This window comes from Actinomadura montaniterrae (assembly GCF_008923365.1).
GTDB classification, from domain to species: Bacteria; Actinomycetota; Actinomycetes; order Streptosporangiales; family Streptosporangiaceae; genus Spirillospora; species Spirillospora montaniterrae.
This window is the reverse complement of record NZ_WBMR01000001.1, coordinates 233,916-258,452: the sequence shown is the minus strand read 5'-3', so window position 1 is coordinate 258,452 and position 24,537 is coordinate 233,916. Positions and strand designations below refer to the sequence as shown.

Annotated in this window: 25 protein-coding genes and 2 pseudogenes; 18 read left to right on the top strand and 9 right to left on the bottom strand. The window is 70.6% G+C overall.

Annotation, left to right across the window (positions count from 1 at the left end):
* Positions 1–109 precede the first annotated feature (109 nt).
* The 3 genes from F9B16_RS01220 to F9B16_RS01210 all read left to right on the top strand — a co-directional run bounded on the left by F9B16_RS01220 (position 110) and on the right by F9B16_RS01210 (position 3,388).
* Positions 110–1,027: an acetoacetate decarboxylase family protein gene (locus F9B16_RS01220; protein ID WP_151537902.1), complete on the top strand. Its 918-nt coding sequence runs from the start codon at positions 110–112 to the stop codon at positions 1,025–1,027.
* 15 nt (positions 1,028–1,042) lie between these two features.
* The gene (locus F9B16_RS01215) at positions 1,043–2,638 is read left to right on the top strand and encodes a succinic semialdehyde dehydrogenase (RefSeq protein ID WP_151537901.1); all 1,596 of its coding nucleotides are present in this window, start codon (positions 1,043–1,045) and stop codon (positions 2,636–2,638) included.
* Positions 2,639–2,767: 129 nt separating this feature from the next.
* Positions 2,768–3,388 carry a TetR/AcrR family transcriptional regulator gene (locus F9B16_RS01210; protein ID WP_151537900.1) on the top strand — a complete coding sequence of 207 codons (621 nt, stop codon included), beginning with the start codon at positions 2,768–2,770 and terminating at the stop codon, positions 3,386–3,388.
* Positions 3,389–3,429: 41 nt separating this feature from the next.
* Here the strand turns inward: F9B16_RS01210 and F9B16_RS53975 are convergent.
* Positions 3,430–3,831 (bottom strand): annotated as a pseudogene (locus F9B16_RS53975) (oxidoreductase C-terminal domain-containing protein); the annotation flags it as partial.
* A gap of 511 nt (positions 3,832–4,342) precedes the next feature.
* Here F9B16_RS53975 and F9B16_RS01200 point away from each other — a divergent pair.
* Together F9B16_RS01200 and F9B16_RS01195 are read left to right on the top strand one after the other, a co-directional pair.
* Positions 4,343–5,317 (top strand): alpha/beta hydrolase, encoded by a 975-nt coding sequence (locus tag F9B16_RS01200; RefSeq protein ID WP_151537899.1) that lies wholly within the window; start codon positions 4,343–4,345, stop codon positions 5,315–5,317.
* A gap of 183 nt (positions 5,318–5,500) precedes the next feature.
* Positions 5,501–6,397 carry an acetoacetate decarboxylase family protein gene (locus F9B16_RS01195; RefSeq protein WP_225991231.1) on the top strand — a complete coding sequence of 299 codons (897 nt, stop codon included), beginning with the start codon at positions 5,501–5,503 and terminating at the stop codon, positions 6,395–6,397.
* Positions 6,398–6,446: 49 nt separating this feature from the next.
* On the opposite strand, the gene F9B16_RS01190 is transcribed toward F9B16_RS01195, so the two are convergent.
* A complete protein-coding gene (locus tag F9B16_RS01190; protein ID WP_151537897.1) occupies positions 6,447–7,709 on the bottom strand; it encodes an NADH:flavin oxidoreductase/NADH oxidase family protein in 1,263 nt (420 codons plus the stop codon).
* A 432-nt stretch (positions 7,710–8,141) separates the two neighbouring features.
* Here F9B16_RS01190 and F9B16_RS01185 point away from each other — a divergent pair, with 432 nt between their 5' ends.
* Genes F9B16_RS01185 through F9B16_RS52275 form a run of 3 tightly spaced genes read left to right on the top strand, consistent with a single transcriptional unit; the run spans position 8,142 to position 9,647 of the window.
* Positions 8,142–9,101 carry an NAD(P)H-quinone oxidoreductase gene (locus F9B16_RS01185; protein ID WP_151537896.1) on the top strand — a complete coding sequence of 320 codons (960 nt, stop codon included), beginning with the start codon at positions 8,142–8,144 and terminating at the stop codon, positions 9,099–9,101.
* 43 nt (positions 9,102–9,144) lie between these two features.
* Positions 9,145–9,420: an NmrA family NAD(P)-binding protein gene (locus F9B16_RS52280; protein ID WP_225991230.1), complete on the top strand. Its 276-nt coding sequence runs from the start codon at positions 9,145–9,147 to the stop codon at positions 9,418–9,420.
* A complete protein-coding gene (locus F9B16_RS52275; protein WP_264159656.1) occupies positions 9,399–9,647 on the top strand; it encodes an SDR family oxidoreductase in 249 nt (82 codons plus the stop codon). The genes F9B16_RS52280 and F9B16_RS52275 overlap by 22 nt, the downstream gene beginning before the upstream one ends.
* An 855-nt stretch (positions 9,648–10,502) precedes the next feature.
* On the opposite strand, the gene F9B16_RS01175 is transcribed toward F9B16_RS52275, so the two are convergent.
* The gene (locus F9B16_RS01175) at positions 10,503–10,688 is read right to left on the bottom strand and encodes a hypothetical protein (protein ID WP_151537895.1); all 186 of its coding nucleotides are present in this window, start codon (positions 10,686–10,688) and stop codon (positions 10,503–10,505) included.
* Positions 10,688–11,131 (bottom strand): hypothetical protein, encoded by a 444-nt coding sequence (locus F9B16_RS01170; protein WP_151537894.1) that lies wholly within the window; start codon positions 11,129–11,131, stop codon positions 10,688–10,690. Before F9B16_RS01170 ends, F9B16_RS01175 begins: the two co-directional genes overlap by 1 nt.
* 118 nt (positions 11,132–11,249) lie before the next feature.
* Between F9B16_RS01170 and F9B16_RS52270 the strand changes: the two genes are divergently transcribed.
* From F9B16_RS52270 to F9B16_RS52265, 5 genes are all read left to right on the top strand, one after another.
* On the top strand, positions 11,250–11,798 hold the full coding sequence (locus F9B16_RS52270) for a TetR/AcrR family transcriptional regulator (protein WP_225991229.1): 549 nt from the start codon (positions 11,250–11,252) through the stop codon (positions 11,796–11,798).
* Between the two features lie 118 nt (positions 11,799–11,916).
* A complete protein-coding gene (locus tag F9B16_RS01160) occupies positions 11,917–12,750 on the top strand; it encodes a helix-turn-helix domain-containing protein (RefSeq protein WP_225991228.1) in 834 nt (277 codons plus the stop codon).
* A gap of 192 nt (positions 12,751–12,942) precedes the next feature.
* A complete protein-coding gene (locus tag F9B16_RS50570; protein WP_192808544.1) occupies positions 12,943–13,101 on the top strand; it encodes a hypothetical protein in 159 nt (52 codons plus the stop codon).
* Positions 13,098–14,018, top strand: a complete 921-nt coding sequence (locus F9B16_RS01155; RefSeq protein ID WP_151537891.1) for an NAD-dependent epimerase/dehydratase family protein — start codon at positions 13,098–13,100, stop codon at positions 14,016–14,018. The genes F9B16_RS50570 and F9B16_RS01155 overlap by 4 nt, the downstream gene beginning before the upstream one ends.
* Before the next feature lie 38 nt (positions 14,019–14,056).
* Complete coding sequence (locus tag F9B16_RS52265; protein ID WP_225991227.1) at positions 14,057–14,944, top strand: TIGR03618 family F420-dependent PPOX class oxidoreductase; 888 nt, start codon at positions 14,057–14,059, stop codon at positions 14,942–14,944.
* A 265-nt stretch (positions 14,945–15,209) separates the two neighbouring features.
* Here the strand turns inward: F9B16_RS52265 and F9B16_RS01140 are convergent, their stop codons facing one another.
* From F9B16_RS01140 to F9B16_RS01125, 4 genes and pseudogenes are all read right to left on the bottom strand, one after another.
* Positions 15,210–15,782: a hypothetical protein gene (locus F9B16_RS01140; protein ID WP_151537890.1), complete on the bottom strand. Its 573-nt coding sequence runs from the start codon at positions 15,780–15,782 to the stop codon at positions 15,210–15,212.
* A gap of 94 nt (positions 15,783–15,876) precedes the next feature.
* Positions 15,877–16,189, bottom strand: a pseudogene (locus F9B16_RS01135) (IS5/IS1182 family transposase); the annotation flags it as partial.
* A 26-nt stretch (positions 16,190–16,215) separates the two neighbouring features.
* The gene (locus F9B16_RS01130; RefSeq protein WP_151537888.1) at positions 16,216–16,419 is read right to left on the bottom strand and encodes a hypothetical protein; all 204 of its coding nucleotides are present in this window, start codon (positions 16,417–16,419) and stop codon (positions 16,216–16,218) included.
* A 729-nt stretch (positions 16,420–17,148) separates the two neighbouring features.
* Entirely contained in the window at positions 17,149–18,348 is a 1,200-nt protein-coding gene (locus F9B16_RS01125) for an MFS transporter (RefSeq protein WP_151537887.1), read from the bottom strand.
* 656 nt (positions 18,349–19,004) lie between these two features.
* Between F9B16_RS01125 and F9B16_RS53465 the strand changes: the two genes are divergently transcribed.
* The 3 genes from F9B16_RS53465 to F9B16_RS01115 all read left to right on the top strand — a co-directional run bounded on the left by F9B16_RS53465 (position 19,005) and on the right by F9B16_RS01115 (position 21,463).
* Entirely contained in the window at positions 19,005–19,136 is a 132-nt protein-coding gene (locus tag F9B16_RS53465) for a hypothetical protein (protein WP_264159655.1), read from the top strand.
* Between the two features lie 271 nt (positions 19,137–19,407).
* Entirely contained in the window at positions 19,408–19,557 is a 150-nt protein-coding gene (locus F9B16_RS01120) for a hypothetical protein (RefSeq protein WP_404800470.1), read from the top strand.
* A gap of 193 nt (positions 19,558–19,750) precedes the next feature.
* A complete protein-coding gene (locus F9B16_RS01115) occupies positions 19,751–21,463 on the top strand; it encodes a PQQ-binding-like beta-propeller repeat protein (protein ID WP_151537886.1) in 1,713 nt (570 codons plus the stop codon).
* A 257-nt stretch (positions 21,464–21,720) separates the two neighbouring features.
* Here the strand turns inward: F9B16_RS01115 and F9B16_RS01110 are convergent, their stop codons facing one another.
* Positions 21,721–22,638 (bottom strand): LysR family transcriptional regulator, encoded by a 918-nt coding sequence (locus F9B16_RS01110; RefSeq protein WP_151537885.1) that lies wholly within the window; start codon positions 22,636–22,638, stop codon positions 21,721–21,723.
* 70 nt (positions 22,639–22,708) lie between these two features.
* Here F9B16_RS01110 and F9B16_RS01105 point away from each other — a divergent pair, with 70 nt between their 5' ends.
* Entirely contained in the window at positions 22,709–23,668 is a 960-nt protein-coding gene (locus tag F9B16_RS01105; protein ID WP_151537884.1) for an SDR family NAD(P)-dependent oxidoreductase, read from the top strand.
* A complete protein-coding gene (locus F9B16_RS01100; RefSeq protein WP_151537883.1) occupies positions 23,665–24,522 on the top strand; it encodes an SDR family NAD(P)-dependent oxidoreductase in 858 nt (285 codons plus the stop codon). Before F9B16_RS01105 ends, F9B16_RS01100 begins: the two co-directional genes overlap by 4 nt.
* The last annotated feature ends 15 nt before the right edge of the window (positions 24,523–24,537 follow it).

Genomic DNA, 24,537 nt, shown 5'->3' with positions numbered 1-24,537 from the left:
CCACGCTCTTTGCCGGCGCCGCAGCACTCGCGAGCCACGTTGTTGACGGTGCTTACATTGCCGGATAGCCTCATGTATGCATTGCTAACATCAGCGTGAGGAGCTCCCGATGTCGTCAACCCAGCAGGACGTGGTCGAGGTCGAACTCGGCGGCCGCAGGGTCCCGGTCCCCAAGGACGGCCTCTACGACCGGTACCGGATGGCCACCGACCTCGACGAGGTCGCCCGCGATCCCCGCGTCAGCGGCGTGGACTTCTTCCGGCGGATGCCCAAGACCAGGGTCGATTCGTCGATCGGCGCCACACTCAGCCCGAACTTCTACTACCGCATCTCGACCGCCCGGCTGACGATGCTCGCCCGTTCCCGTGCGATCCGTGCCCGACTGCCCGTGGAGTTGGCGCCGCTGGAGATCGCGCCGGGTCTCGGGCTGGTCTCGGTCATGTTCTTCCGCTACGACGTCTGCGACATCGACTTCTACACCGAGGCCGCCGTCGGCATCGCCGTGCGACCGGCCCGGCACGGCCGGCTCGGGTTCGTCGACCTCCTTGCCGCCCTCAAGAACGAGAACCTCGATTCCTATGTGCTGTCGTTGCCGGTGAGCACCGACATCGCCCAGGTCCGCGGCCACGACGGCTACGGCTTCCCCAAGTGGGTCACCGAACTCGATGTCGACATCGACGGCGATCGGACGGCGGCGCGCGTCGCCAACGACACCGGCGGAACCGACCTGGCGTTCTCGGCGCCGACACCTGCCCAGACCCGTTACCCCAGCGGCCGGCGCGTCTCCACCCTGACCTCGTACACGACGATCAACGGCGCGTGGCACTCGACGCTGAGCCAGACCAACGTGCTCGCCGCCGGAACCGCGCACTTCCCGCGCGGCGCCGCTCTCCAGGTCGGCGAAGGCCGCTTGGCCGACGACCTGCGATCGCTCAAGCCCATCAAGAGCGTCCAGCTCGACGTCGTCACCGAAGGCCAACTCGCCCTGCACATGCCGGTCCCCACCTCGGTCCCTGACCGAAACTGAACAAGGAGCCCTGCCATGGCCACCCATCACGCCGGCCCGGCGCCCGTCGTGCCCAGCCCACTGCCGCCGTCGCTGACCCCGGCCCTCGTCAAGCGGCTGGCCCGGCGGGTCACCGCCGCGGCGAACGCCGCACGGATCACCACCAGCGCGCCCTACACCGGGACGCCGCTGGCCGACCTGCCGGTCTCGACGCCCGCAGACGTCGAGAGCGCCTTCGCGCGCGCCCGCACCGCCCAGCGGGACTGGGCCGGCATGTCCGTCCGCGAGCGCAAGAAGATCCTGCTGCGTTTCCACGACCTCGTCCTCGCCCGCCAGGACGAGGCGCTGGACCTGATGCAGGCCGAGAGCGGCAAGACCCGCCGCGACGCGTTCCTCGAGGTGACCGACATCGCGATCACCGCCCGATACTACGCGCGCAGCGCCGCCCGGCTCCTTGGGCCCAAGCGGCGCCGCGGCGCGATCCCGGTACTGACCCGCACCACCGAACTGCGCCACCCGAAGGGCGTCGTCGCGGTCATCTCGCCCTGGAACTACCCCCTCAGCATGGCCGCCGGCGACGCCGTCCCAGCGCTCATGGCCGGCAACGCCGTCGTCCAGAAGCCCGACACCCAGACCGCGCTCACCGCGCTGTGGGCACTCGACCTGATGCACGAGGCCGGCCTGCCGTCCGGCGTGTGGCAGATGGTGATCGGACGAGGCGGTTCCATCGGCGGCGCGCTGATGGCAGGTGCCGACTACATGATGTTCACCGGCTCCACCGCCAGCGGCCGCCGGATCGCGCGCGACGCCGGCGAACGCCTCATCGGCTCCTCCCTCGAACTCGGCGGCAAGAACGCCATGCTCGTCCTCGAGGACGCCGACATCGACCGGGCCGCCGACGGCGCCGTCGCGGCGTGCTTCCCCTCCGCCGGCCAGCTCTGCGTCTCCATCGAACGCCTCTACGTCGCCGAGGCCGTCCGCGACCGCTTCGTCGCCGCGTTCGTCGCCCGCACCAATGAGCTCCGCATCGGCGCCGCCTACGACTACAGCAGCGACGTCGGAAGCCTCACCACCCCCGCCCAGCTCAACACCGTCACCGCGCACGTCGACGACGCCGTCGCCAAGGGCGCCACCGTCCTGGCCGGCGGCAGGGCGCGGCCCGACCTCGGCCCGCTCTTCTACGAACCGACCATCCTCACCGACGTCACGCCCGACATGACGCTGTACGACAACGAGACCTTCGGGCCCGTCGTCTCGATCTACCCCGTCCGCGACGACGAGGAGGCGATCACCCGGGCCAACGGCACGCCCTACGGACTCAACGCCAGCGTCTGGACCCGCAACGGCGCCCGGGGCCGGGCCGTGGCCGCCAGCCTCCACGCCGGCACCGTCAACGTCAACGAGGCCTTCGCCGCCGCGTGGGGAAGCATCGACGCACCGATGGGCGGCATGGGCGACTCGGGCATCGGCCGCCGTCACGGGGCCGACGGGATCCTGAAATACACCGAGCCCCAGACCGTCGCCCACCAGCGCATCCACGGGTTCACTCCACCGGCTCGCATTTCACCCCAGACCTGGGCCCTCCTCATGACCACCGCGCTGACAGTGATCAAGAAGGCCGGCTCTCGTTGAGGCATCGCGGCCCGCGCTCGTCCGGCCGGTCGGCCCTTCTGCGCGGGCCCGCGTGCCCATCGCCTACCATGTGCGCGGCGCATACATCGACCGATCGGCGTAGGCGCCGTCGATAGAGGAGTGTGATCAATGGCGCGCGAAGGTGCCTCTTACCACCATGGCGACCTGCGCGCCGCCTGCCTGCAGGCGGCACGGGAGCTGCTCGAGGAGGACGGCAGCGCCGCGCTTTCGCTGCGGGCCGTGGCGCGGCGGGCCGGCGTGTCGGCGACGGCCCCCTACCGTCACTACGCCGACCGCGACGCACTGGTCTCCGCGGTCGCCGCGCAGGGCTACCGCGAACTCGCCGAGCACCTCAGCGCCGCTCACCCCTCGCCCGCCACCCCCGACGACCTCGCCGCGGTCGCCGTCGCCTACGTCCGCTTCGCGCTCGACCATCCGGCGCTGTTCCGGGTGATGTTCGCCGAGCCCTGCGACCCGAACAACGAGGAGCGGGTCAGCGCGACCATCGCCATCTGGGAGTATGTGCGCGCCATCGTGCACGGCACCTTCCCCGACGCGGATCCGGACGCCCTGTCGACCTCGATCTGGGCCCTGGTCCACGGCCTGGCGTTCCTGCACTTGGACGGCAAGCTCGACGCCTCCTCCCCCGGCGTGGTCGCCGACCAGGTCGGGGACGCCGTCCGCGCGCTCTTCGCCGCCTCGCCGGCGATGTCGCGGACGGCGACGACCCCGCCCACGCCGGAGAGTTGAGGTCGAGGGCCTGAACCCGCGCGGCAGGTCCTCGCTTGTGCGCGGCTCGCGGTCTTCTCGATGCGGTCCCGGAGTTCACGGTGCTCCCGGGGGCGGTTCATGCACACGGCACCGACCAGATCTCCGCTGTGCACGAAGCGGATCGACGCGTCGCGGCCGGCGAGATCGCCGGACACCACGGGCTCGCCCGCGAGACGTCCACAGATCCGGAGCTTGAGGTCGTACTGATCGGACCGGCACCAAGGGAGCGCCGTGTGCGGAGAACGCCGGCCGAGCATGTTCCGCGCGGCGGTGGCGCCCTGTGCCTGGGCGTCTGACCAGTGTTCGCGACGTCCCGCAGGGAGGCGTGCCACGTCTCCGGCCGCGTAGACGGCCGGATCGGACGTGGTCAGGCACGGGTCGACGAGGACGCCGTCGCCCACGGGCAAACCCTCCGTTTTGACCGCACCTGCTGCGCGCCCTCCCGTCCCACCGCCTCTGCATCGTCAACGCGACGCGCCTGATGATCACGGACGTCGGGAGCGTCGTCAGCACCGCGCCGGCCTTCCCCATCATCTCCCCGCCGGGCGTGGCCCATCTCGTCACCGGCTACCCGTACGCCCTGCCCAATGGCGAGCCTCTCGGCTCTGGCCGTGCTCTCCCGCCAAGGCTGGGACATTTCAGCCACGTGAGCACTGCTGGTGTACACCGACGACAGGTCCAACTCGATGTGCTGAGTCGGGCTCGGGCCACCCCACTCACGTTCGGCCGGTGCAACGGCCGTGGCGGCCTGAGTCGATGGAGCGTGGCGCCGTGGGATCAGGAAGGGCCTCGTTTGCCTCCAGGGGTGGATTGACCTGGTCACCGTGGGTAAGGCCCGCAGCACGCGGGCCTCCGCAGGGCTGAACTTGCCGCCAGTGGCGGCTGGTGGGGCCGCGTGACAGGACATGCAGGCATCTATGACAGGGAGTGACGATGACCAGTCTGCCGCCGCCGATCACCCCTTTCCTCGAGCCCGCCGCCAAAGCGCTGACCGAGGCGACCGATCCGCACCCCCGGATCTACGAGGTGCCTCCGGAGAAGGGCCGGGAGATCCTGCTCGGTCTGCAGAGCGACACCAGTGTGCCCCGTCCGGACGTCGACGAGGAGTGGGTCGAGGTCGACACCGGCCAGTGGGGCACGGTCCGCACCCGCATCATCCGTCCCAAGGGGGCGAGCGGGCCGCTGCCGGTGATGTTCTACATCCACGGCGCAGGCTGGGTCTTCGGCGACGAGAAGACCCACGACCGCCTCTTCCGCGAACTGGCCGTCGGCGCGGGCGCCGCGGGCGTCTTCCCCGTCTACGACCGGGCACCGGAAGCCAGGTATCCCACCCAGGTCGAGCAGAACTACGCCGTGGGCCAGTGGGTCATGGAGCACGGCGCCGAGCACGGCCTGGACACCACGCGCGTCGCCGTCGCCGGCGAGTCGGTCGGCGGCTGCATGTCGGCGGTGTTCGCACTGATGAACAAGCAGCGCGGCGGGATCGACCTCAAGGCGCAGATCCTGCTCTACCCGGTGACCAACGCCGACTTCGACACCCCGTCCTACCTGCAGTTCGCCGAGGGCTACTACCTGACCCGCGACGGCATGAAGTGGTTCTGGGACGCCTACACCCCCGACCCGTCACGGCGCACCGAGGTGTACGCCTCCCCGCTCCAGGCCACCCTGGACGAACTGAGGGGACTGCCCACCACCCTGCTCATCACCGACGAGGCCGACGTACTGCGCGACGAAGGCGAGCAATACGCCAACAAGCTGCGCGAGGCAGGCGTGGACGTCACCGCGGTCCGGGTCGCCGGCATGGTCCACGACTTCCTCCTGCTGGACAGCCTGCGCGACACCCGAGCCACCAACGTCGCCCGCAAACTCGCCGTGGACGCCCTGAAGACGGCACTGCACGGCGACTGAGCCGCCCACGTTTCCCGACGCATCCCCGGTTGCCACGCCGACCGCACGGCGGGGCAACCGCCCGAGAGCGTCACCGCGCCGATCACCAGAATCGCCGGGCGGGACCAAGCCCGGCATGCCGATGACCGCCAGACCCGGCCCATGGATCCCAGGAGCATGCCGATGTCGTCATCTCAGCAGGACATGGTCGAGGTCGAACTCGGCGACCGCAAGGTCGCGGTTCCCAAGGGAGGCCTCTACGACCGGTACCGAATGAACACCGACCTCGACGAAGTCGACCGCGACCCCCGCGTCCCCAGCGTGGACTTCTTCCGGCGGATGCCCAAGACCAAGGTCGACTCCCCGATCGGGACCACGCTCACGCCGAACTTCTACTACCGCTCCTCCAGCGCCCGCATCACGTTGCTCGCCCGCTCCCGCGCGATCCGAACCCGTCTGCCCGCAGAGCTGTCACCACTGGAAGTCGCCCCAGGCCTCGGCCTGATCTCGATCATGTTCTTCCGCTACGACGTCTGCGACATCGACTTCTACACCGAGGCAGCCGTCGGCATCGCCGTGCGACCGGCCCGGCACGGCCGGCTCGGGTTCATCGACCTCCTCGCCGCCCTCAAGAACGACCAACTCGACTCCTATGTGCTGTCGTTGCCGGTCAATACCGACATCGCGCAGATACGCGGGCACGATGCTTACGGTCTCCCCAAGTGGGTCACCGAACTCGACGTCGACATCGACACCGATCGGACCGCGGCACGCGTCGCCAACGACACCGGCGGGACCGACCTGTCGTTCTCGGCACCGACACCGAGCCAGACCAGCCATCCCAGCGGCAGGCGCGTCTCCACCCTCGTCTCCTACACCACCATCAACGGCGCATGGCACTCCACCCTGAGCCAGACCAACATGCTCGCCACCGGAACCACACGCCTCCCGCGAGACATCACTCTCCGGATCGGCGAAGGCCGCATGGCCGACGACCTGCGATCACTCAAGCCCATCAAACCCGTCCGACTCGACGTCGTCACCGAAGGCCAAATCGCCCTGCACATGCCCATCCCCACCTCGGTCCCCACTCCGGCCTGAGTGACGAGCAGCCGGCGCGAACTTGAGCAGACCCGCCGTCGGCGGCCTCTCACAGGGGGCGGCTTGCTGTGGCGGTGCCTAGCGAAGCAGGCAGCCATGCGCGGTAGCGCCGCAAGGCCCGTCGGCGCCGACGTTCTTCGGACAAGAGCGCGTACGCCGGGTGGATGGCGGGCCTGGGCGCGCTGCCGCGGGCGATGCGGCGCATCTGGTGGCGGACCTGCGCCATGCTCGCAGACGACGCGAGAGCCTTGTCGGACCAGGTGACCGGCCGCAGTTGCCGCTCGGCCTCGCGACCGTGCCGCCAGCGGTCGGGCAGGTCCGGGGTGACGGCCAGTGCGGTGCCCATGCCTATCACTGCCACACCGCTGTCGAGAACCCTGAGAGCGGTGTCGCGGCGGGTGATGCCGCCGGTCAGCATCAACGGAAGCGGGCTGGCCTTGGCCAGGTCCGTCGCCAGATCCAGGAAATAGGCTTCCCGGGCCCGGGTGCGCGTGTCGGCCGGACGACCGGTCATCGCCGGGCTCTCATAGCTGCCACCGGACAGTTCGACCAGATCGATGCCGAGCGGCTCGAGCAGCGCGATGACCCGCCGTGCGTCATCGACGTCGAATCCGCCGCGCTGAAAGTCGGCGGAGTTGAGTTTCACCGCGACCGCGAAGGCCGGTGAGACGACGGCGCGAACGGCACGGACGACCTCCAGCAGCATCCGGGCCCGGTTCTCCAGCGACCCACCCCAGGCATCCGTGCGCCGGTTGACCAGGGGCGACAGGAACTGCGACAGGAGGTAGCCGTGCGCGGCGTGCACCTCCACACCGTCGAAGCCCGCCTGTTCGGCGCGTAGGGCCGTCACCGCGAACCGGGCCACGGTGTCCTCGATCTGCGCGGGGGTCATGGCGACGGGGCGCCCGAATCGGCTGCTGTGCCGCCCCAGGTCAACGCCCACGTCCGACGGCCCCCACACGACACCGGGCATGTCGGCCTGGACCTGGCGACCGGGGTGGTTGATCTGCATCCACATCGCCACTCCCCCGGCCTTGCCGGCCTTGGCCCACTCGGCGAAGGGCTCCAATGGCGCCGCATCGTCGAGCACGACTCCCCCGGGGCCGGTCAGCGCCGCGGCATGGACCATGACGTTGCCGGTGATCAGCAGTCCGGCGCCGCCGGCGGCCCACCTGCGGTACAGCGCGGTCAAGCGCCGGTCGGGAAGCTGACCGTCGCCGGCCAGGTTCTCCTCCATGGCCGCCTTCGCGATCCGGTTGCCCAGCACCTGTCCAGAGCGCAGGGACAGCGGTGAGAACAGTTCGCTGGCCATACGGGTTCCTCTCTCGATCTCCACCACCGACCATGTTTGCATCGCTCACATTAGAGGACGATGTAAGCAGTGCAGACATCCGAGGAAGTGTTCTGCATCACATCGACATGACCGCTCCGCACGCCGGCAACTGAGCTGGCGCGGCGGAGGTGACACCCGCGCCCCGCGACACGCCTCGGACCACGCGGCAGCACCCCGGCACACGACCGCCGGCGTGACACCCCTCACGAATGTTGACACTGCGTACTTCTGTCCCTAATGTATGCACTGCAAACATTCGGCTCCCGGTAACCGCTGGCACTGCACGCGGCGCGACCACGGGCCCCCACAGGGCGAGTTTCAGCCGAGCACTCTCGGCAAAGACCTGCCGCAAACGCCCTGACCTGGGACGACCGCGGGAGCCCTCACTCAGCCATGTGAAGCGGAGCATCCATGAAGGCGATATCGATCAAGAAGCCTGGTGGCCCCGAGGTCCTGGAATGGACGCAGGTGGACGACCCGACGCCCGCTGTCGGCGAAGTCGTCATCGATGTGGCGGCCAGCGCCCTCAACCGGGCCGACATCATGCAGCGGATGGGGCTCTACCCGGTGCCGCCGGGCGCTTCGCCCTACCCGGGTCTGGAGGTTTCGGGCCGCATCAGCGCCCTCGGGCAGGGCGTCACCGGCTGGCAGGTCGGCGACGAGGTCTGCGCGCTGCTCACAGGCGGCGGTTACGCGGAAAAGGTCGCCGTCCCCGCGGGTCAGTTGCTCACGATTCCCAAGGGGACCGGACTGGTCGACGCGGCAGCGCTGCCCGAGGCGACCGCCACGGTGTGGTCCAACATCGTGATGACCGCGAAGCTCGAGGAGGGCGAGACCTTCCTCATGCACGGCGGGGCGGGAGGCGTCGGGACCGTGGCGCTCCAGATCGCCAAGGCCCTGGGAGCCAGGGTGGTCACCACAGTGGGCGGCCCCGAGAAGGCCGAGCGGGCGAGGGAACTCGGCGCCGACCTGACACTCGACTACCGCACGGATGATTTCGCCGAGCACGGACCCTACGACGTCATCCTCGACGTCATCGGCGGCCGGTACCTCGAGCGCAACATTCGGTCGCTGGCCACCGACGGGCGCCTGGCCGTCATCGGCATGCAGGACGGCCTGGAGGGCCCGCTCAACCTCGCTGAACTGGTCTTCAAGCGCGCATCGGTCCACGGCACCACCCTGCGCACGCGGCCCGCCGCGCAGAAGGCCGCGATCGTCGCCGAGGTGCAGCAGCACGTCTGGCCGATGATCGAGAACGGGGACGTGCAGCTGATCATCGATCAGCGCCTGCCCATGGCCGAAGCCGCCGAGGCCCACCGGCTCATGGAAGCCGGCCGGCACGTCGGCAAGATCCTCCTGGTGAACGAGTAGAGGCCGGGCCCCGGGTCGCGGACTACGGTGAGAGGGAAACTCCATGGACACCCAGGTCGATCTCAGCAACCTGCCGGTCGATGCGAGCGCGCCGGTGATGGTGACCGGCGCCACCGGTTACGTCGCCGGCTGGATTGTGAAAGGCCTGGTCGACGCAGGAGTCACCGTCCATGCCGCAGTCCGCGACCCGCGCGATGCCGGCAAGGTTCAGCAGCTTCTCGACGCCGCCGATGCATCACAGGAACTCTGCGTCTCTTCGCATCCGACCTCCTGCGGGACGGCTCGTACGCACAAGCCATGCGGGGATGCCGCATCGTGATCCACACCGCTTCGCCCCTCGTCCGGTCTGTGCGAGAACCCCAACGCGATCTTGTCGACCCGGCCGTGCATGGAACCCGCAACGTGCTCGGCACCGCAACCGAGGTCGGCGAAGTCCAGCGGGTGGTGCTCACCAGCTCGGTAGCCGCGATGATCGGCGACGCCCAGGACATCGTCGACGTCCCGCGCCGGATCGTGACCGAGAAGACCTGGAACACGACCTCCTAGGAACCCGACCAGCGAGAGCTTCAGCATCGCCGAGCAGATGGCCGGCGGCCGGATGCGCTTCGGCGCCCCCGCATCGCACTGACCGTCGTCGACGTCCGCGAGGTCGACTACGCCCACCGGGCGGCCGCATTCCTGCCCGACGCCCAAGGACGCCACGTCGTCGCGGCCGAGACCACCGGCATAGTCGACCTCGGCCGCAGACTCGCGCCGATGACCCCCGCCCCGCCCACTTCACCGCCGCGCACGTCCCCGTCAACGACCCGCGCGGCGTGGCACTCCTGCTGGACGGGTTGCGGGAGGTGGGGTCGGATGGGCAGGTCGCCGCGCTGGCGGACGAGGGTCAAGCCAAGCCCGGCGCCGCCGTTGGCCCTGCTGCGGGCGGTGTCGGCTCGCGACGCGCTGCCCCACTCATCCCCGGGCGGCGCCGTCGAGGTCGGGCTCGGGCACTGTGGCAGGCACCTGCGGGCCGTCGTAGTGATCGAGGTGTGCGACCACAGACCCGGCTTCCCACTGGTGGCGTTCGAACAGTTCAGGCGCTGCCGGTTTCCCGGCCGGATCCCGGCGGGCAAGAAGGGGCGGCACCTGATCTACGCGATCTGGCAACGCAGCAACAGCCCGACCGTCTCCACACCCGGCGCGGGAAGCGGAGCATCACCCACCTTCAGTGAGGATGCGCATGTGCTATCCCAGCCGATTCCGGTGCTCATGGAAGCTGGACGAGCCGCCCGCCCACCTCGGCGACGAACCGCTACGAGGCGTCGGGGAGTTCGTGGCCCTGTGCACCAGGTACGGCGAGCATGACTATTTGCGTCGCTCCTGGCCGATCAGAGCCAAGGACAGGTGACTGGGCCTGGATCATCGCCGTCTCTTGAACCATCGAACGTAGGCGAGGCGTTCGAGGAGGGCGAAGATCACCACGATGATGACGGCCGGTACGCCGGTGATCCGGATCGCGGTCAGTATCGCGATGACGACGATCTCAAGCGCGACCAGGACGGTGATGGCGAGGAATCTCGGTACCTCCGTGCGCTGCTTCGGCATCAGGCGGCCCTGTCGTTGCCGGCTTGGCGGGCTCGCCGGAAGTCTGCGGCCACCGACGGTTTGAACAAGGCGACGGCGAGCGGGGCCATCAGGATCCCGAAGCAGGCCTGCTCGATCCTCATCCAGAGGGGATAGCCGGAATCCGGGGCGATGACCAGGGCCGCGATACCGAGAGGCGCGAGCACGCAGATGACCCTTAGCCGGGTGAAGGCGGTACGGGCCGCCTTCTGCCGCGCGTCCCGCACAACAGCCAGCAGCCACAGGCCCCCGACGGTGTAGAACCCGGCGCGGACCCAGACCACCCAGTTCACCTGGTCCGGATCCACCTGCTGGAGCACCGCTGCCGCCGCCACGGTCACGGCCGAGCCGACGGCAATGATCCCGAACACGATCCGCGCGTAGCGCATCACCCGATCCGGGCCCGGTCTCAGCACCGTCGTCACCCGGCGCGGCGAAGCAGACTCTTTTACTCGCATGAGTAAATTGTTACCTGGGCGAGTAAGATGGCGTCAAGCCGGCATCGTCGAGTCGCCGGCCGGGCGAGCGGCAAGGATGGGGTGCGTGAGCAGTCAGAGACGGGAGCAGATCGTCGAGGCGGCGGTGCGCGTCGTCGCCCGTGAGGGCAGCCACGGCCTGTCGTTCGCGAAGGTGGTGCAGGAGGCGGGGCTGAGCAGCACGCGACTGATCTCCTACCATTTCGGCACGCGGGAGGCGCTGCTTGCGCAGACGTTCGAGCACGTCCTGGCGCGGGCGGCCGCGTTCATGGGTCCGCAGATCGCGGCGCAGACGACGGTGCGCGCGAAGATCGGGACGTACATCCGCAGCAACCTGGAGTTCATCGCCACCGATCCGGTCTACGCCAGGGCGGCGATCGACCTGGCCGGGGCCGTTGGCGCTGCCACCGGCGGTGGGGGTCTGGCGTTGCTGGAGGACGGTTTCCGGCGGGGGCAGGAGGCCGGGGAGCTGCGAGCGTTCGATGTCCACACGGCCGCGGTGGCGTTGCGGGGTGCGATCGACGCGACGGTCCTGGACATCGTCAACGCGGGCGCCGACACCGGTCGGGCCGCCGCCGAGCTCGCCGAGCTGGTCGATCGTGCGATCCGTGCCTAACCGCGTCCGTCCCCGCGCACCGGGGAGCCGGAACCTCCGGGCCGATGTGCCCGCAGGCGAGGAACGACGGGCCTCGGCCCCACCCGCCGGGGAGGGTGAGGCCGACGGATCGGGATTGGTGCGGTCGTACGTCGAACGGCTGCCGGAGCCGGAGTTGTCGGCACTGGTCCGGACGGTTTGGGTGCACCGCACCGACGACGTCCCGTACGTGCAGCGCCGCCTCCCGGCGGGCGGGGTCGACCTGCACTGGCCGCTGGGTGGCGAGCCGCAGCTCCTCGGTCCGCTGACCGGCCCGGTGCTCGAGGTGATCCCGGCGCGCACCACCATTGTCGGGATCCGGTTCCGGCCGGGCGGCAACCCGCTGCTCCCGGTGGCACTGTCCGAGCTGCTCGACCAGTGGGTCGGGTTGCGGGAGCTGGGTTATCGGTGGGTGGAACGGCTCGGCGACGCGATGGTGAACGCGCCCACGCCCGAATCGGCCCTGGCGATGCTGCAAGCCCACCTGCTGCAGGAGGTGCGCGCGGCGACCCGAGCGGATCCGCTGATGGACGAGGCGGTCCGGTTGCTGATGCCCTGGCAGCGGTCCGAGGTCGGCGTCCTCGCCTCGCATCTGGGGCTGTCGGCCAGCCAGCTGCGTCGCCGGTGCCTGCATGTGGTGGGCGTGACTCCGAAGGTGCTGCAGCGGACCCTCCGGTTCCAGGGTTTTCTCGCGCTGGCCCAGGCCGCGACCACGCCGCTGGGTCAGCCCGGCGCTGAAGGGATGGCCGGCCTCGCGGCCGACGTCGGCTACGCCGACCAGTCCCACCTCAGCCGGGAGTGCCTGCGCCTGGCCGGGGTCACCCCGAGCGCGTTGTTCGGCGGGGAGGTCGAGCGATGCCTGCGCGAGCACGACCACGCGGCGTCCTACCGTTCCTTCCTCGCCGCCCGCGCAAGGCCACCGCTGCGGCTGTGACGTATGCACGATTCGTTCAAGACTCACCGCCGCGCCGCCTCATAACGTCACCGTGTGCCTAAGCGGCGGACACCGTCGCCGGAGTGGCATTAGCCCAGGCGAGCGCCGCGCAGGATCGCCCTGCGCGACGGCGGGCACTGCCCGGCCGCTGGCATGGGCGCACATGCGATCTGAACCGACGGAAGGCAGTTCATGAGCGAGGTCATCACCGCGGAGGCCCGGCTCGTCGACGAGGTGGTGCCGCACCAGGCACCGGCCTTCCTCGACGCCGGCCGCCCGGCCTTCCAGCCCCTGCTCGAAACGGTCACCTCCCGGGGTGCCATGTACCTGCACGGCGAGGTGACCCGATGATCCTGGTGACCGGTGGCCTCGGCATGATCGGCGCGCAGACCGCCCGCGCCCTGACCGACCTCGGACGCGACGTCGTCGTCACGGCCTACGGGCGCACCGAGGTCCCCTCGTTCCTTACCGATCGGGTCGTGGTGGAACCCCTCGACGTCACCGACCGGGACGCGTTCCTCGACCTCGGCTCACGGCACCGGATAAGCGACATCGTCCACCTCGCCGGCAGCGTCCCCGGCGAGGACCCTCTCCCCTATTTCCGCACCGACGCCGCGGGCCTGTTCAACGCTCTCGACGCCGCACGTCAGTGGAAGGTCCGCCGGTTCGCCGTGGCGAGCAGCCTCGGCGCCTACATCGGACGGACCGAGACCCCCTGGCACGAAGACCTGGAGCTCCCGGCCGCGCAAGTGCCGCATCCGATCATCGCGTTCAAGAAGGCCGTCGAACCGCTGGTCACGAACGCGCTGCAGGGCACCGGCGTCCACCCGGTCGTGCTGCGGATCGGCAGCACCTGGGGACCGTTGATGGACCCCGAATCACCCTTCAACCCGATCCCGCCGTACATCAGCACCGTCCTGCGCGGCGACCAGCCGGCGCCGCTGTACGCCGACGACGGCGGAGACCTGTGCTATGCCCCGGACACCGGGCGCGCCATCGCCTCCCTGGTCACGGCCGAGACCCTGGCGCACGACACGTACAACGTCTCCAACGGCACCCCGTACACCGCCCGACAACTGGTCGAGGCCGTCCAAGCCGCCGTGCCCGGCGCACGGCTCAAACTGCGACCGGGAAAGAGCAGCGGTCCCGGCCCCAACCCCTACCTCGACATCACCCGCCTGGCCGCCGACACCGGCTTCACCCCGCAATACGACCTGCACCGCGCGGTCGCTGACTACGTGGCCTGGCGCGCCGACCATGCCCGGTGACCAGCACCCCGCCCACCCCGCGTAACGAAGGAAAAGAAATGCTCGACACCGAACTCCGACGCGTCCTGGACGGTCCGGCGATCGCGCACCTGGCCACCGTCCTGCCCGACGGCGCACCCCACAGCACGCCCGTGTACATCGGAACCGACGACGACCACATCGTGCTGTTCACCGGACCCAGCACACGCAAGGCACGCAACCTGCGGCGCGACCCCCGCCTCGCCCTGTCCATCGCGCCCGCCGACGACCCGTTCAGGCCCGTCGCCGTCCGCGGCCGCGTCATCGACTGGATCACCGGCCAAGACGCCTGGACCATCGTCGACCGGCTCGTCGCGAAGTACACCGACATCCCCTACCCCCGCGACCAGGAGCGGTGGGTCGCGCTGATCGCGCTGGACGACGGCACAGCACCCCGCGCGTCAGACCCGCCCCACGTCGACCAGGCATCCTCAGGTCAGGCACCGGACCCCGCAGCGCGGCCGGGTTCCCGCATCCGCCGCTTCGACCACGTCGGTATCACCGTCGCGGACCTGGCCGCGGCGGCCGAGTTCTTCGTCCGGCTCGGCCTCGAAGCCCAAGGCGACCCCATGGCCGTCGAGGGCGAGTTCCTCGACACCGTCATCGGCATCCCCGACGCCCGCACCCACATCGTGATGCTCGCCGCCCCCGACGGCGGAACCACACTGGAACTGTCCAGCTTCGACCGGCCCGACCACCGGCCCGGCACCCCCGACGCCATGGCCAACGAGCTCGGGCTGCGCAACGTGGCCTTCGAGGTCGACGACCTCGACGCGACACTCGACCAGCTCGCCGCCGACGGCTACGGACTCGTCGGGGGCGTCGGCCAGCACGAGCAGTCATGGCGGATGGCCTACGTGCGCGGCCCGGAAGGGATCATCGTCTCTCTCGCCCAAAGAGTCAGCTGACACCCCAAAACGCCCAGTCATCGGGCCGGCTCAGGCGGAGTTACCGCCGTTGGCTGTTCGGATGCGGGTGGCTTAGGTCCTGTGGACCGCAGTCGATGCACTTCGTGGGTTGATGTACCGCCCCCCATGCCACCCGCCCGGCCCGGATGGGCCGCGCGCTGGGGGGATTGCCAGGCCGCCGCGTTTGAGCCTTGGACAGCCCATTTTGTGCGACTCATCGCCGGTGCTCAGCGAGGGTTAGCGTCCCCCGCTCGTCTTGCTGCGCTCAACCGCCGTAGATCCGGGCCTTGGTGCCGGGAGCGAACCCGAACACGCGCGCGGCCTCGGCGTCCGGAGAGCCCACGACCGCGCCGATGCGGTGACGCCGGTCCAGCTCGGCGATCCCGCGCCGGGAGAACGTTCGCTCGAGAGATGGGCGGAACCCCGCGCCGTCAACCGGCCGCACCACGTCCAGCACGACCGGGATGCCACCACCGTGATCCGGCGTTACCTGCAGCGGCATCCGCGTCCCGGCGCCGGTCACCAGAACTCCGTCCTGTCGAGCGTAGGCATTGCACGCGACCTCAAGCGACACCCGCACCCGGGAACCGCGCCGCTCGGTCTCGATCGGCTCTTCGGCGCAGAACCAACGCGGACGTGTCCGCGCGGGCAGCCCGCCGGGCCGGACCAAAGCGCGGCCGCTCTCCGAATACCGGTCGATCACCGGCAGGGCGGCGGCGGTCAAGCGCCCGTCCACGTGCGGCGCGGGCGGCCACACCCGCCAGGCTTGCTGCCACATGACGACGCCACCCGCGAGCACCCTGCCGGCGACCACGACCAACCACGTCTTGCCTCTCATGCGGGCGATCCTGTCACCCGCAACCGCGCCCTGGTATGCCCTCCGCTCGGGTCCGCGCGACCAGATGAAGGAACGCTTAGAGGTCATAACAGAATCAGCGGACGAGGCGTCGCCAGCAGATGATGGCTGCGGCGAGGATCATGAAGCTCGTGGATGTCGTCGCGGATCTCCCAGCGGATGCGTAAGCGGCGGAACCAGTGCAGCAGGCCGATGGTGCGTTCGACGACGTAGCGGTGGACGCCCAGCCCGGACCCGTGCGGGGTGCCGCGGCGGGCGATGACCGGTTTGATGCCCTTGGCCCAGAAGAGGCGCCGGTATTTGTCGTGGTCGTAGCCGCGGTCGGCCAGCCCCCCGGGTCGTCGCCGAGGCCGACCGACCCGGCCCCGGACGGGCGGCACCGCGCGGATCCGCTCACTCCCCCGGCGAGGAACGCTCATGCCGGGGAGGAGGGTTTCGGCGCCTTGGGTTCTGGTCGGCCAATGATCAACCGCAGCAGCCGGTACACGCGCTCAGCTCTCTCCTCCGAGGCGAACGCCACGACCATGAACGCGGTGACGGCCAGCGCGATCACGGTCAAAAGGAGGCTCATGCACATGATCGCGGTCAGTCCCTGCCCGAAGACCGAGCCGAGGACCAAGGCGCTGGTTGGGCCGAGGAAACCGCTGGCGACCCTGAACTGCCGCCCGGGCCGTGTGGTCAGCTGCCGTCTCGGAGGCGACGGCACCCGGGGACGCGTCCTCCTCACCGGATCAGTGGCCGGTGGCTGCTCGTCCTGCTGGATTGGTCGTAGGGTCACAGGCGGGGTCCGCCCTTTCCGGAGGTCGTGTCTCTGCGCTGGCGGCGGCTCCCTGTTGCGAGCAGGGGGCCGCCGCCGTTTCCAGCGCCGGCCAAGAGCCGTGACGCCAGTGTGAACCCCTCCGGTGAGAGTTCGTACGTGACTCGTCCGGCGTCCCACCAGCCCCGCCCGCCTCATCGAACACAAAGAGCGAACCGGTGGCCGCCGACCGTCCAAGTAGCTGGTCGATTGATACCGGCCAGCACCAGCAAGAACACGGGCTGCTCCCCGGCTTCTGAGGCCTCCGCCTGTGCTGGTTTCGAAAGAAGGCCGAGTTGTGCGCCTCGTCCGGCCTCTCGGGCATGAACTGGGTCGTCGGAGCGCCCCGCACCGGTCGTCCGCGCCGTAGCCGGGTCGATCGATACCGCCACCATCAGCGTGAGCACGCGCCACTTGCCGTGCCGCACCTTCGAGACATTCATGACGTACGCGCCGTACCTGATCTCCAGGGTCGAGCTCCTCGCTCGTCAGCAGGAGCAGGTCGTTGACCGCCTTCCGACTGAGCGGCCGCCCCCGGAAGCCCTCGATCTCCTACGCGGACTCCACCGCGACGGGCTGCTCGAGGCGGAGGTGCCGGAACTCGCGCAGCAGCAGCGGCGCCGTGCCCGCGGCGAGCATCACTGCCGCGCAGACCGCCATCACCGGGCGGGCGCCGATGGTGTCGGCGGCGCGGCCCGCGGCGAGGTAGGCCAGTGGGATCGGGACGGAGCTGATGGTCTCGATGTGGCCGGCGACCCGGCCGAGCTGCTGATGCGGGACGTGGACCTGGACGACGCTGCGTCGGGCGACTCCGCCCGGCCCGGCCAGGGCCCCGCCGAGCGCGGTCGCGGCGACGATGACGGGCAGCGGGCAGCCGGTTCCCATGGCCAGGAACCCCATGGCCATCGCGGCCTGGCCGCCCGAGATCGCCCATCCGGCCCGGTCGACGCGGGCGAGCAGCGCGGCCACCGCGCCGACCGCGCTCCCTGCTGCGAGTCCAGCGTTGATCAAACCCCACCCGCCAGCGCCTCCGAGCGTGCGGGCGGCGAACAGAGGGCCCAGGATGAATCCGGCTTGGAACGCCGCTTGCCCGACCGCCTCCGATAGGGACAGCGCGATCAGCCACCGCCGTGCGGCGAAGGCCCGCAGTCCCTCGGCGAGCGTCACGGGCGGCAGCGTCTCCCCCGCCCGTCCTTTTCCCGAGTACACCACAGTGTCTCCGCCGTCCGAGGGGATCGGGAGACGGGCGAAGACCAGCGCGGCAAGAAGAAAGGTGCAGGCATCCCAGGCGATCAGCCACCCGGGGTTGACGATCCCGATAAGGATGCCGGCGACGGCGGGCCCGAAGACGGCCAGCGACATCTGCACGACCCGCAGCGTCGCGTTGGCCTGCTGCAGCAGCGTCCGGTCGAGCAGCTGCGGGACGAGCCGCATCCCGGTGACGGTCGACAGGCTCGCCGCGATCGCTCCGGCGCCGGCGGCGACCGCGATCGGCACGACACTGCGGACGCCGGCCAACAGCAGGGCCGCTTCGGCGATCTGCCCGGCTGCGGCACCGAGCTGGGAGGTCACCAGGACGGCCCGCAGGTTGGTGGACCGGTCGACGCGCAGTCCCATGATCGGCATCGCGGCCAGGTACAGGACGTACTCGGTCGCCAGGACCAGCGCGGTGTGCGTGCCGCCGTGGCGGCCGCCGGAGAGCGCGGCGGCCAGGGCGAGCGGGGCGACGGTCGACCCGAGAACGCTGATCATCCGACCGCTGAAATAGGAGCGGTATCCGGGTTGGCGGAGGGGGGGCGACGGCGTCGCGGATCCGGTGCACGGCCCCCGACCGTAGCCCGCTGCCGTGATCGACAGGGGGAGACCTCGCCGCGGTGTCGCGAGGACGCGTCAGGCCCGGCCGGAGACGATCCGACCGGGCCCGAGGTGTGTACCGTCCGGAAGCAGCCAGTCGGCACGGATACAACATTCGTGCCCGTCAGAGCTTGATCAGCGCACCACCTGCGAAGCAATCTGGCCCAGGGCGTACCCCTTCTTAATCAGGGCTCATTAATTAACACACATGGCCCCGGCAAGTATCGAATCTGATGCACAGATCTAACGAGATTTAACAGCCTTTAACAGGCGTGAACACCGGCGAACTCGCTTGCATAGCACGGTTCCCTACGATCCTGCGGAAGCCCCGCGTTCCAAGGAGTTCTTGTCGAGCTTGATTCGGTTGCAGCCCCTCACTCACTGGAGGATTGTGAGCCTCGTCCCGTCCGTCGAGACGCTCCGCAAATGGTCAAGCAGGGCCACGCGCGAAGCCACGGCAGACGGGCAGCAAAGCCGCACCACCTGCGGATCTTTTTGTCCACGTGCTCGGGTGAGCACGTCAAACACGAAAGGGCTTACCCCTTTGAGAATTCATGCGCCGCGCGCTGGAGGACGCGCGCGCGGACTCCGCGGCCGTGCGCGAGCAGCTCGGCGCCGCCACCGAACGCGCCTGCGCCGCCGAGGAACGCGCGCGAGCCCTCGAGCGCACCACCGAAAGCGAGTAACCGCCCCCGCGCGCCGACGCGCGACGACGACTGATGCCCGAGGCCCCGCCCCCACCGGGCCAGCCGGGCGGCATGAGATCAAGGGGGAGACGAGTTGAAGCTGGTAGATCTCGCCGTCCAAGATGATGATCTTGTCGGAGTCGTCGAGAGTGAACCGGCACTCGGCCACCCACCGATCACTACCCGCTGCCCGGCATGCGAGACGCCGCTAGTGACCGTCGGGCGGTGAGGGACGGGCCGCTGCGAGCCCGTCCCCTCACCCCGCCGCCGGGTGCCCGCACCTGGCCGGCGAGGCCCCGACTGGGAGGAGTGCAGCGAGGCGATGCGCCGCCAGGACAAGTCCCTCATCTGCATCACCATCGACCGCTGGGGCCGCATCGCGACCGGCGGCTTCCCCGTCCGCCTCGCCCCCGCCGGCTGACCGCCCACCGGCCTGCGACCGGCCGCACGAAACCGGACCGCCCTTCCTGACGCATCTGACGGACGATGTCGGACTGATCCTGTATAAGTGGATCACCCCGCGCCGAATCCCGTCGAACGTCTGGAAACGGTGGCATGCCCGAGCTCGCGGTCCGCCCAGAACAGCCCCCACGTCGCCGTCCCCGCCGCGCGGAATGCTGAGCCGGCTCGGCGACCGGTGCTGGCAGAGCCGCAAGCTCCCCGAACCGGTCCGGCGGCTGCCCGTCACCGAGCGGGCTGCGGTGGCACGCGCGGTCCGCAAATGCGTCCCGCCCGCCGACCCGGCCCTAGACGAGCCGACGCTCGCGCTGAGCGCGTTCACGCGCCGCCGGATCCGCCGGTGCGGGTGGCTGTACCTGGGGGTGCCGGTGGCGGTGCTCGTCATGAGCGCGGCCATGCTCATCGCATCCCACGACGAGCAGACGCTGGGCACCGCGGTCGTCCTGGTCGGCGCGGCGATCGTCACCCCGGCCTCGGCGGTGCAGCGACTCGAACGCCTGGAGCGGCTGGAGTCCGCGCTCCGCACCGGCGGCCAGGCCGGACCGGTCACCCCTGAGCCGGCCACCCCCGAGCCGGTCACGCCCCGCCGCCGGGTGCGCGTCCCGTCGCCCGCCACCGCCGCGGTCACCGCCGGGATCATGGTGGGCGCCTCCGGGCTGTGGCTGCAATGGGACGCCCGCCACAACCGCCCGGACTGGACGATGGACGGCCCGCACGGCTCCTTCCCGACCCCGATCGCCGCCCAGGCCCCGCAACACCCGCAGCACGTGGTCATGACCTATCCGTTCGATGTCCTGACCTACCGCGGCATCGTGATCCGGGCGGCCCGCAACTCCGGCTCGGTGACGGCGTCCGGCGTCCGGCCGTCCACCACCTACTGGCGGCTCACCCGCCGCGATCACCAACTGGTCGACGCCGACCTCGACCCGTCCACCGGACGGCTGCTGACGGTGTGGGCCCATGTCGACCACGACACCGACGACACCGAGGCGCCGATGACGGCCATGATGCTCGACGTGCGGACGGGCAAGGTGCGCTGGGACCGTACGGTCCCCGGCGATCCGGTCGTGCTGGACCGCGGCTCGTCCTACATCGGCCGGATGGTCGCCATACCCGCCTACCGGGACCTGAGCGTGCTGGACCCGGCGACGGGTCACCGGCGCTGGCGGCTGCGCGACCGGTGCGATGAGGGAGTGGACGGCACCATCGGAACCACGCTGATCCTCCGCCGCCAGTGCCCGGAGACCGGGCTGCTGCTGGAAGGCTACGACGCCGACACCGGACGCCGCCGGTGGAGCAAGAGCTTCGCGAGCTGGTGGCCGGGCAGGGAGCACGCCCGCGAGCTTCCCATCAAGGTCGACGCCCTCGACCGCAACAGAATGGTGGTCTGGACACTGGAACGGGAGGCCGTCTACGACGCCACGACCGGCGCGGAGCTCGGTGAGCACCGCCAGCCCATCGACGGCGACGGCAAGATCTTCGACGCCGAGACCGGTTATGGCCCGTGCCGGATTCACTCCCATCGAGACCACCATGACGGGATCTGCGCCACCGACCCGGTCTCCGGGCGCCGGCTCTGGAGCTTCCCCTTCCCCGGCGCCGACGAGACGACGCAGCTCAGGTCCCCGATGGCCGTCGCCGACGGACGCGTCTACACCCTCACCAGCGACCACGGCGGAGAGATCGTCGACCACGTCGAGGTCAACGACGCCCGGACCGGCGCGCTGCTGGCCCGCGTGTCCCCGACGCTCCCCCGGCCCGATCACCTGTACGGCATCCAGAGCGCGGCCGGCGGTGCCCTGGTCCTCAACGACGACCTCGTCACCGCCTCGACGCCACACAAGACGGTGGTGCTCGGCGACGGATGACGGACGTCCACGAGACGGCGCGTGGACGGCCGCGGCGCGTCAGCTCGCGGCCGCTCCCGCGGCACGGGCGCCGAGCCGGCGGCGCAGGAATTCGGCGGTGACCGACCCGCCGCGTCCACCAGCCCTGAGCCGGGATACATCCCGGTGATGTTGAGCGCCTGGAGCTCATCGGCGGGGGGTTGTTGATTCGTGCAGCATCCGCCGCAGGGTGTTGTCCCTGCCCTCGGTTGCGGCGTACTGGGCTTGCGGGGGTGGGGTCAGGGTGAGACGTCGGTTTGGAGGGCGGCGGTGCGGAGGGCGTCGGCGAGGCGGGCGGCGGGTTGTGGGAGTGGGCGGGGGAGGTGGGCGAGCAGGATGCGTCGTTGTTCGGCGGGGCCGCCTCGGACGGGCAGGACGCGGACCCCTGGGGGCATGGCGGGGGTGAGGGCGGCGGGGACGGTGGTGATGCCGAGGCCGGCGGCGACCAGGTGGACTTTGGCGAGCCAGTCGCGGGCGGTGTGGGCGATGTGGGGTCGTTCGTCCAGTCCGGGCCATACGCCCATGACCCGCTCCTGGCCGGTGCCGGCGATCCAGCGTTGACCGTGCAGGTCGGTGACGTCGATCGCCTCGCCCCGGGCGAGCGGGTGGGTTTCGGGGACGGCGACGCGCAGGCCGCGTTCGGTGAGTGTGCGCAGGACCAGGGCGGGGGTCTGGTCGTCGGGCGGGCGGAACGGCGGTGCGGAGGCCAGCAGCGCCAGGTCGATGGTGCCGGCGCGCAGCGCGCGGACCAGGGCGGGAGTGCTGCCTTCGCGGGTGGTGACGGTGATGGCCGGGTGGGTGCGGTGCAGGGCGGTCAGGGCGGTGGGCAGGAGCCAGGCGCCGGCGCTGGTGAACCAGCCGAGCCGGACGGTGGCGTGTTCGTCGGGCAGCCCGGCCAGTTCCCGCGCGGTGGCGTCGAGCTGGTCGACGACGGTGGCGGCGCGGCGCAGGACGATCTGCCCGGCGGGGGTGAGGCGCACGCCGTCGTGGCGGCGGTGCAGCAGCGGGGTGCCGGCCGCGCGTTCCAGTGAGGCGATCTGGCGGGACACCGCGGACTGGGTGTAGCCGAGGGCGGTGGCGGCCGCGGTGAGGGTGCCGCGCTCGGCCACTTCGCGGAACACCCGCAGCGCGGTGAGCGAGGCGTCGGTGAAGGCCATGACATTTACACATACCAGGGCTGAGACATTCTCGCTGGTGGAATGCCTTGCGGCTTCCTAGCCTGGGCGTATGAGCTTGATACGAACTCCTTTCGGATTCGCCAGTTCGGCGGCCGAGGTCGCCGCGGGCATCGATCTGGCGGGGCGTCGCGCCGTGGTCACGGGGGCGTCCTCGGGCATCGGCGTGGAGACGGCGCGGGCGCTGGCCGCGGCCGGCGCCGAGGTCACCCTGGCCGTGCGCGACACCGGCGCGGGGCGGCGCGTCGCCGCCGGCATCACCTCAACCACCGGGAACGCGGCGGTGCGGGTCGCGGCGCTGGATCTGGCCGACCCGGCGTCGGTGGCGGCGTTCACCGCGTCCTGGGACGGGCCGCTGCACATCCTGGTCAACAACGCCGGCGTGATGGCCTGCCCCGAGCAGTACACCCCGCAGGGGTGGGAGCTGCAGTTCGCCACCAACCATCTGGGGCACTTCGCGCTGGCGACCGGGCTGCACGCGGCGTTGGCGGCCGACGGCGCGGCGCGCATCGTGGTGGTCAGCTCCACCGGCCACCAGATGTCCCCGGTGGTGTTCGACGATGTGAACTTCGCCTTCCGCCCCTATGACCCGTGGCTGGCCTACGGGCAGTCCAAGACCGCGAACGTGCTGTTCGCGGTCGAGGCGACCCGCCGCTGGGCCCGCGACGGCATCACCGCCAACGCGCTGATGCCCGGCGCGATCTACACGGGCCTGCAGCGCCACACCGGCGGCCGCGGCAGCGGCCGCGTCCCGCCGGAGCTGATCAAGACCGTGGAGCAGGGCGCGGCCACCTCCGTGCTGCTGGCGACCTCGCCGCTGCTGGACGGCGTCGGCGGCCGGTACTTCGTCGACTGCAACGAGACCGAGACCATCGACCGCCGCGGCGACACGCCGCCGCTGCACGGAGTGGCCCGCTACGCCCTGGACCCCGACGGGGCCCAGCGCCTGTGGACGCTGTCACAGACCCTGCTCGCCCGCACCCCGCTCGCTCAAGCTGTGGAGGCATCATGACCATCGCCCCGGAGACCGCACCGAGAGTCGCCCTGATCACCGGCGCCACCCAGGGCCTGGGCCTGGCTCTGGCCGAGGGGCTCGCGCAACGCCTGTCGCCGCGCGACACCGTCTACCTGACCGGACGCGACCTGGACCGGGTCAACTGCGCCGTGGACGCGGTGCCGGGCGGCGGCGCCCAGGTCCGCGGCGAGCTGCTGGACGTGGCCGACCCGCACGCCGCCGACCGGCTCGCCGGACGGCTGCGAGAGCGGCACGGCGGCGTGGACGTCGTGTTCGGCAACGCCGTCATGCGGGTCGGGCCCGACGACGACCCGCGCAAGATCGTCACCGAGTACGCCGAGGTCAACAACTTCGGCACCACCCGCGTGCTGCGGGCGTTCGCGCCGCTGCTGCGCGAGGGCGGGCGCCTGATCGTCGTGGCGAGCTCGCTGGGCACGCTGCATTACCTGGCGCCGGTGCTGCACGACCGTTTCGACGGCTTGACCTCGCTGGACGAGGTCGACGAGCAGGTCGCGGCGTGGCGGGACGCCGTCGCCGACGGGTCCGCCCGCGGCGGCGCCTGGCCGGGTTTCGTCAACATCCCCTCCAAGATCGGGCAGGTCGCCGCCGTCCGCGCCCTCGCCCACCAGCGCCGCGAGCGCGACGCCGCGCGGGGCGTCCTGCTGGCCGCGGTATGCCCCGGCATGATGAACACCCCGACCTCCGGCATGTGGTGGGACGTCAGCGGCGCGCCCAGCCCCGCCGACGCCGCCGTCCCCCTGCTCGATCTGGCCCTGGGTCCCGTCGACCCCGGCCACTACGGGCAGCTCGTCCGCAACGGCGACGTCCTGCCCTGGAAGCCCGGCGAGTGATCGTCCGTGCGCGGA

What these genes read in the sequence shown, in the direction of transcription:
- F9B16_RS01220 (WP_151537902.1), top strand. Translation starts at nt 110, where the DNA reads ATGTCGTCAACCCAGCAGGACGTGGTCGAGGTCGAACTCGGCGGCCGC.
- F9B16_RS01215 (WP_151537901.1), top strand. Translation starts at nt 1,043, where the DNA reads ATGGCCACCCATCACGCCGGCCCGGCGCCCGTCGTGCCCAGCCCACTG.
- F9B16_RS01140 (WP_151537890.1), bottom strand. Translation starts at nt 15,782, where the DNA reads ATGAGAGGCAAGACGTGGTTGGTCGTGGTCGCCGGCAGGGTGCTCGCG.
- F9B16_RS01105 (WP_151537884.1), top strand. Translation starts at nt 22,709, where the DNA reads ATGAGCTTGATACGAACTCCTTTCGGATTCGCCAGTTCGGCGGCCGAG.
- F9B16_RS53465 (WP_264159655.1), top strand. Translation starts at nt 19,005, where the DNA reads ATGCGCCGCGCGCTGGAGGACGCGCGCGCGGACTCCGCGGCCGTGCGC.
- F9B16_RS01110 (WP_151537885.1), bottom strand. Translation starts at nt 22,638, where the DNA reads ATGGCCTTCACCGACGCCTCGCTCACCGCGCTGCGGGTGTTCCGCGAA.
- F9B16_RS50570 (WP_192808544.1), top strand. Translation starts at nt 12,943, where the DNA reads ATGAGCGAGGTCATCACCGCGGAGGCCCGGCTCGTCGACGAGGTGGTG.
- F9B16_RS52275 (WP_264159656.1), top strand. Translation starts at nt 9,399, where the DNA reads ATGCGGGGATGCCGCATCGTGATCCACACCGCTTCGCCCCTCGTCCGG.
- F9B16_RS01195 (WP_225991231.1), top strand. Translation starts at nt 5,501, where the DNA reads ATGGTCGAGGTCGAACTCGGCGACCGCAAGGTCGCGGTTCCCAAGGGA.
- F9B16_RS01155 (WP_151537891.1), top strand. Translation starts at nt 13,098, where the DNA reads ATGATCCTGGTGACCGGTGGCCTCGGCATGATCGGCGCGCAGACCGCC.
- F9B16_RS01175 (WP_151537895.1), bottom strand. Translation starts at nt 10,688, where the DNA reads ATGCCGAAGCAGCGCACGGAGGTACCGAGATTCCTCGCCATCACCGTC.
- F9B16_RS52265 (WP_225991227.1), top strand. Translation starts at nt 14,057, where the DNA reads ATGCTCGACACCGAACTCCGACGCGTCCTGGACGGTCCGGCGATCGCG.
- F9B16_RS52280 (WP_225991230.1), top strand. Translation starts at nt 9,145, where the DNA reads ATGGACACCCAGGTCGATCTCAGCAACCTGCCGGTCGATGCGAGCGCG.
- F9B16_RS01115 (WP_151537886.1), top strand. Translation starts at nt 19,751, where the DNA reads ATGCTGAGCCGGCTCGGCGACCGGTGCTGGCAGAGCCGCAAGCTCCCC.
- F9B16_RS01185 (WP_151537896.1), top strand. Translation starts at nt 8,142, where the DNA reads ATGAAGGCGATATCGATCAAGAAGCCTGGTGGCCCCGAGGTCCTGGAA.
- F9B16_RS01190 (WP_151537897.1), bottom strand. Translation starts at nt 7,709, where the DNA reads ATGGCCAGCGAACTGTTCTCACCGCTGTCCCTGCGCTCTGGACAGGTG.
- F9B16_RS01210 (WP_151537900.1), top strand. Translation starts at nt 2,768, where the DNA reads ATGGCGCGCGAAGGTGCCTCTTACCACCATGGCGACCTGCGCGCCGCC.
- F9B16_RS01100 (WP_151537883.1), top strand. Translation starts at nt 23,665, where the DNA reads ATGACCATCGCCCCGGAGACCGCACCGAGAGTCGCCCTGATCACCGGC.
- F9B16_RS01125 (WP_151537887.1), bottom strand. Translation starts at nt 18,348, where the DNA reads ATGATCAGCGTTCTCGGGTCGACCGTCGCCCCGCTCGCCCTGGCCGCC.
- F9B16_RS01200 (WP_151537899.1), top strand. Translation starts at nt 4,343, where the DNA reads ATGACCAGTCTGCCGCCGCCGATCACCCCTTTCCTCGAGCCCGCCGCC.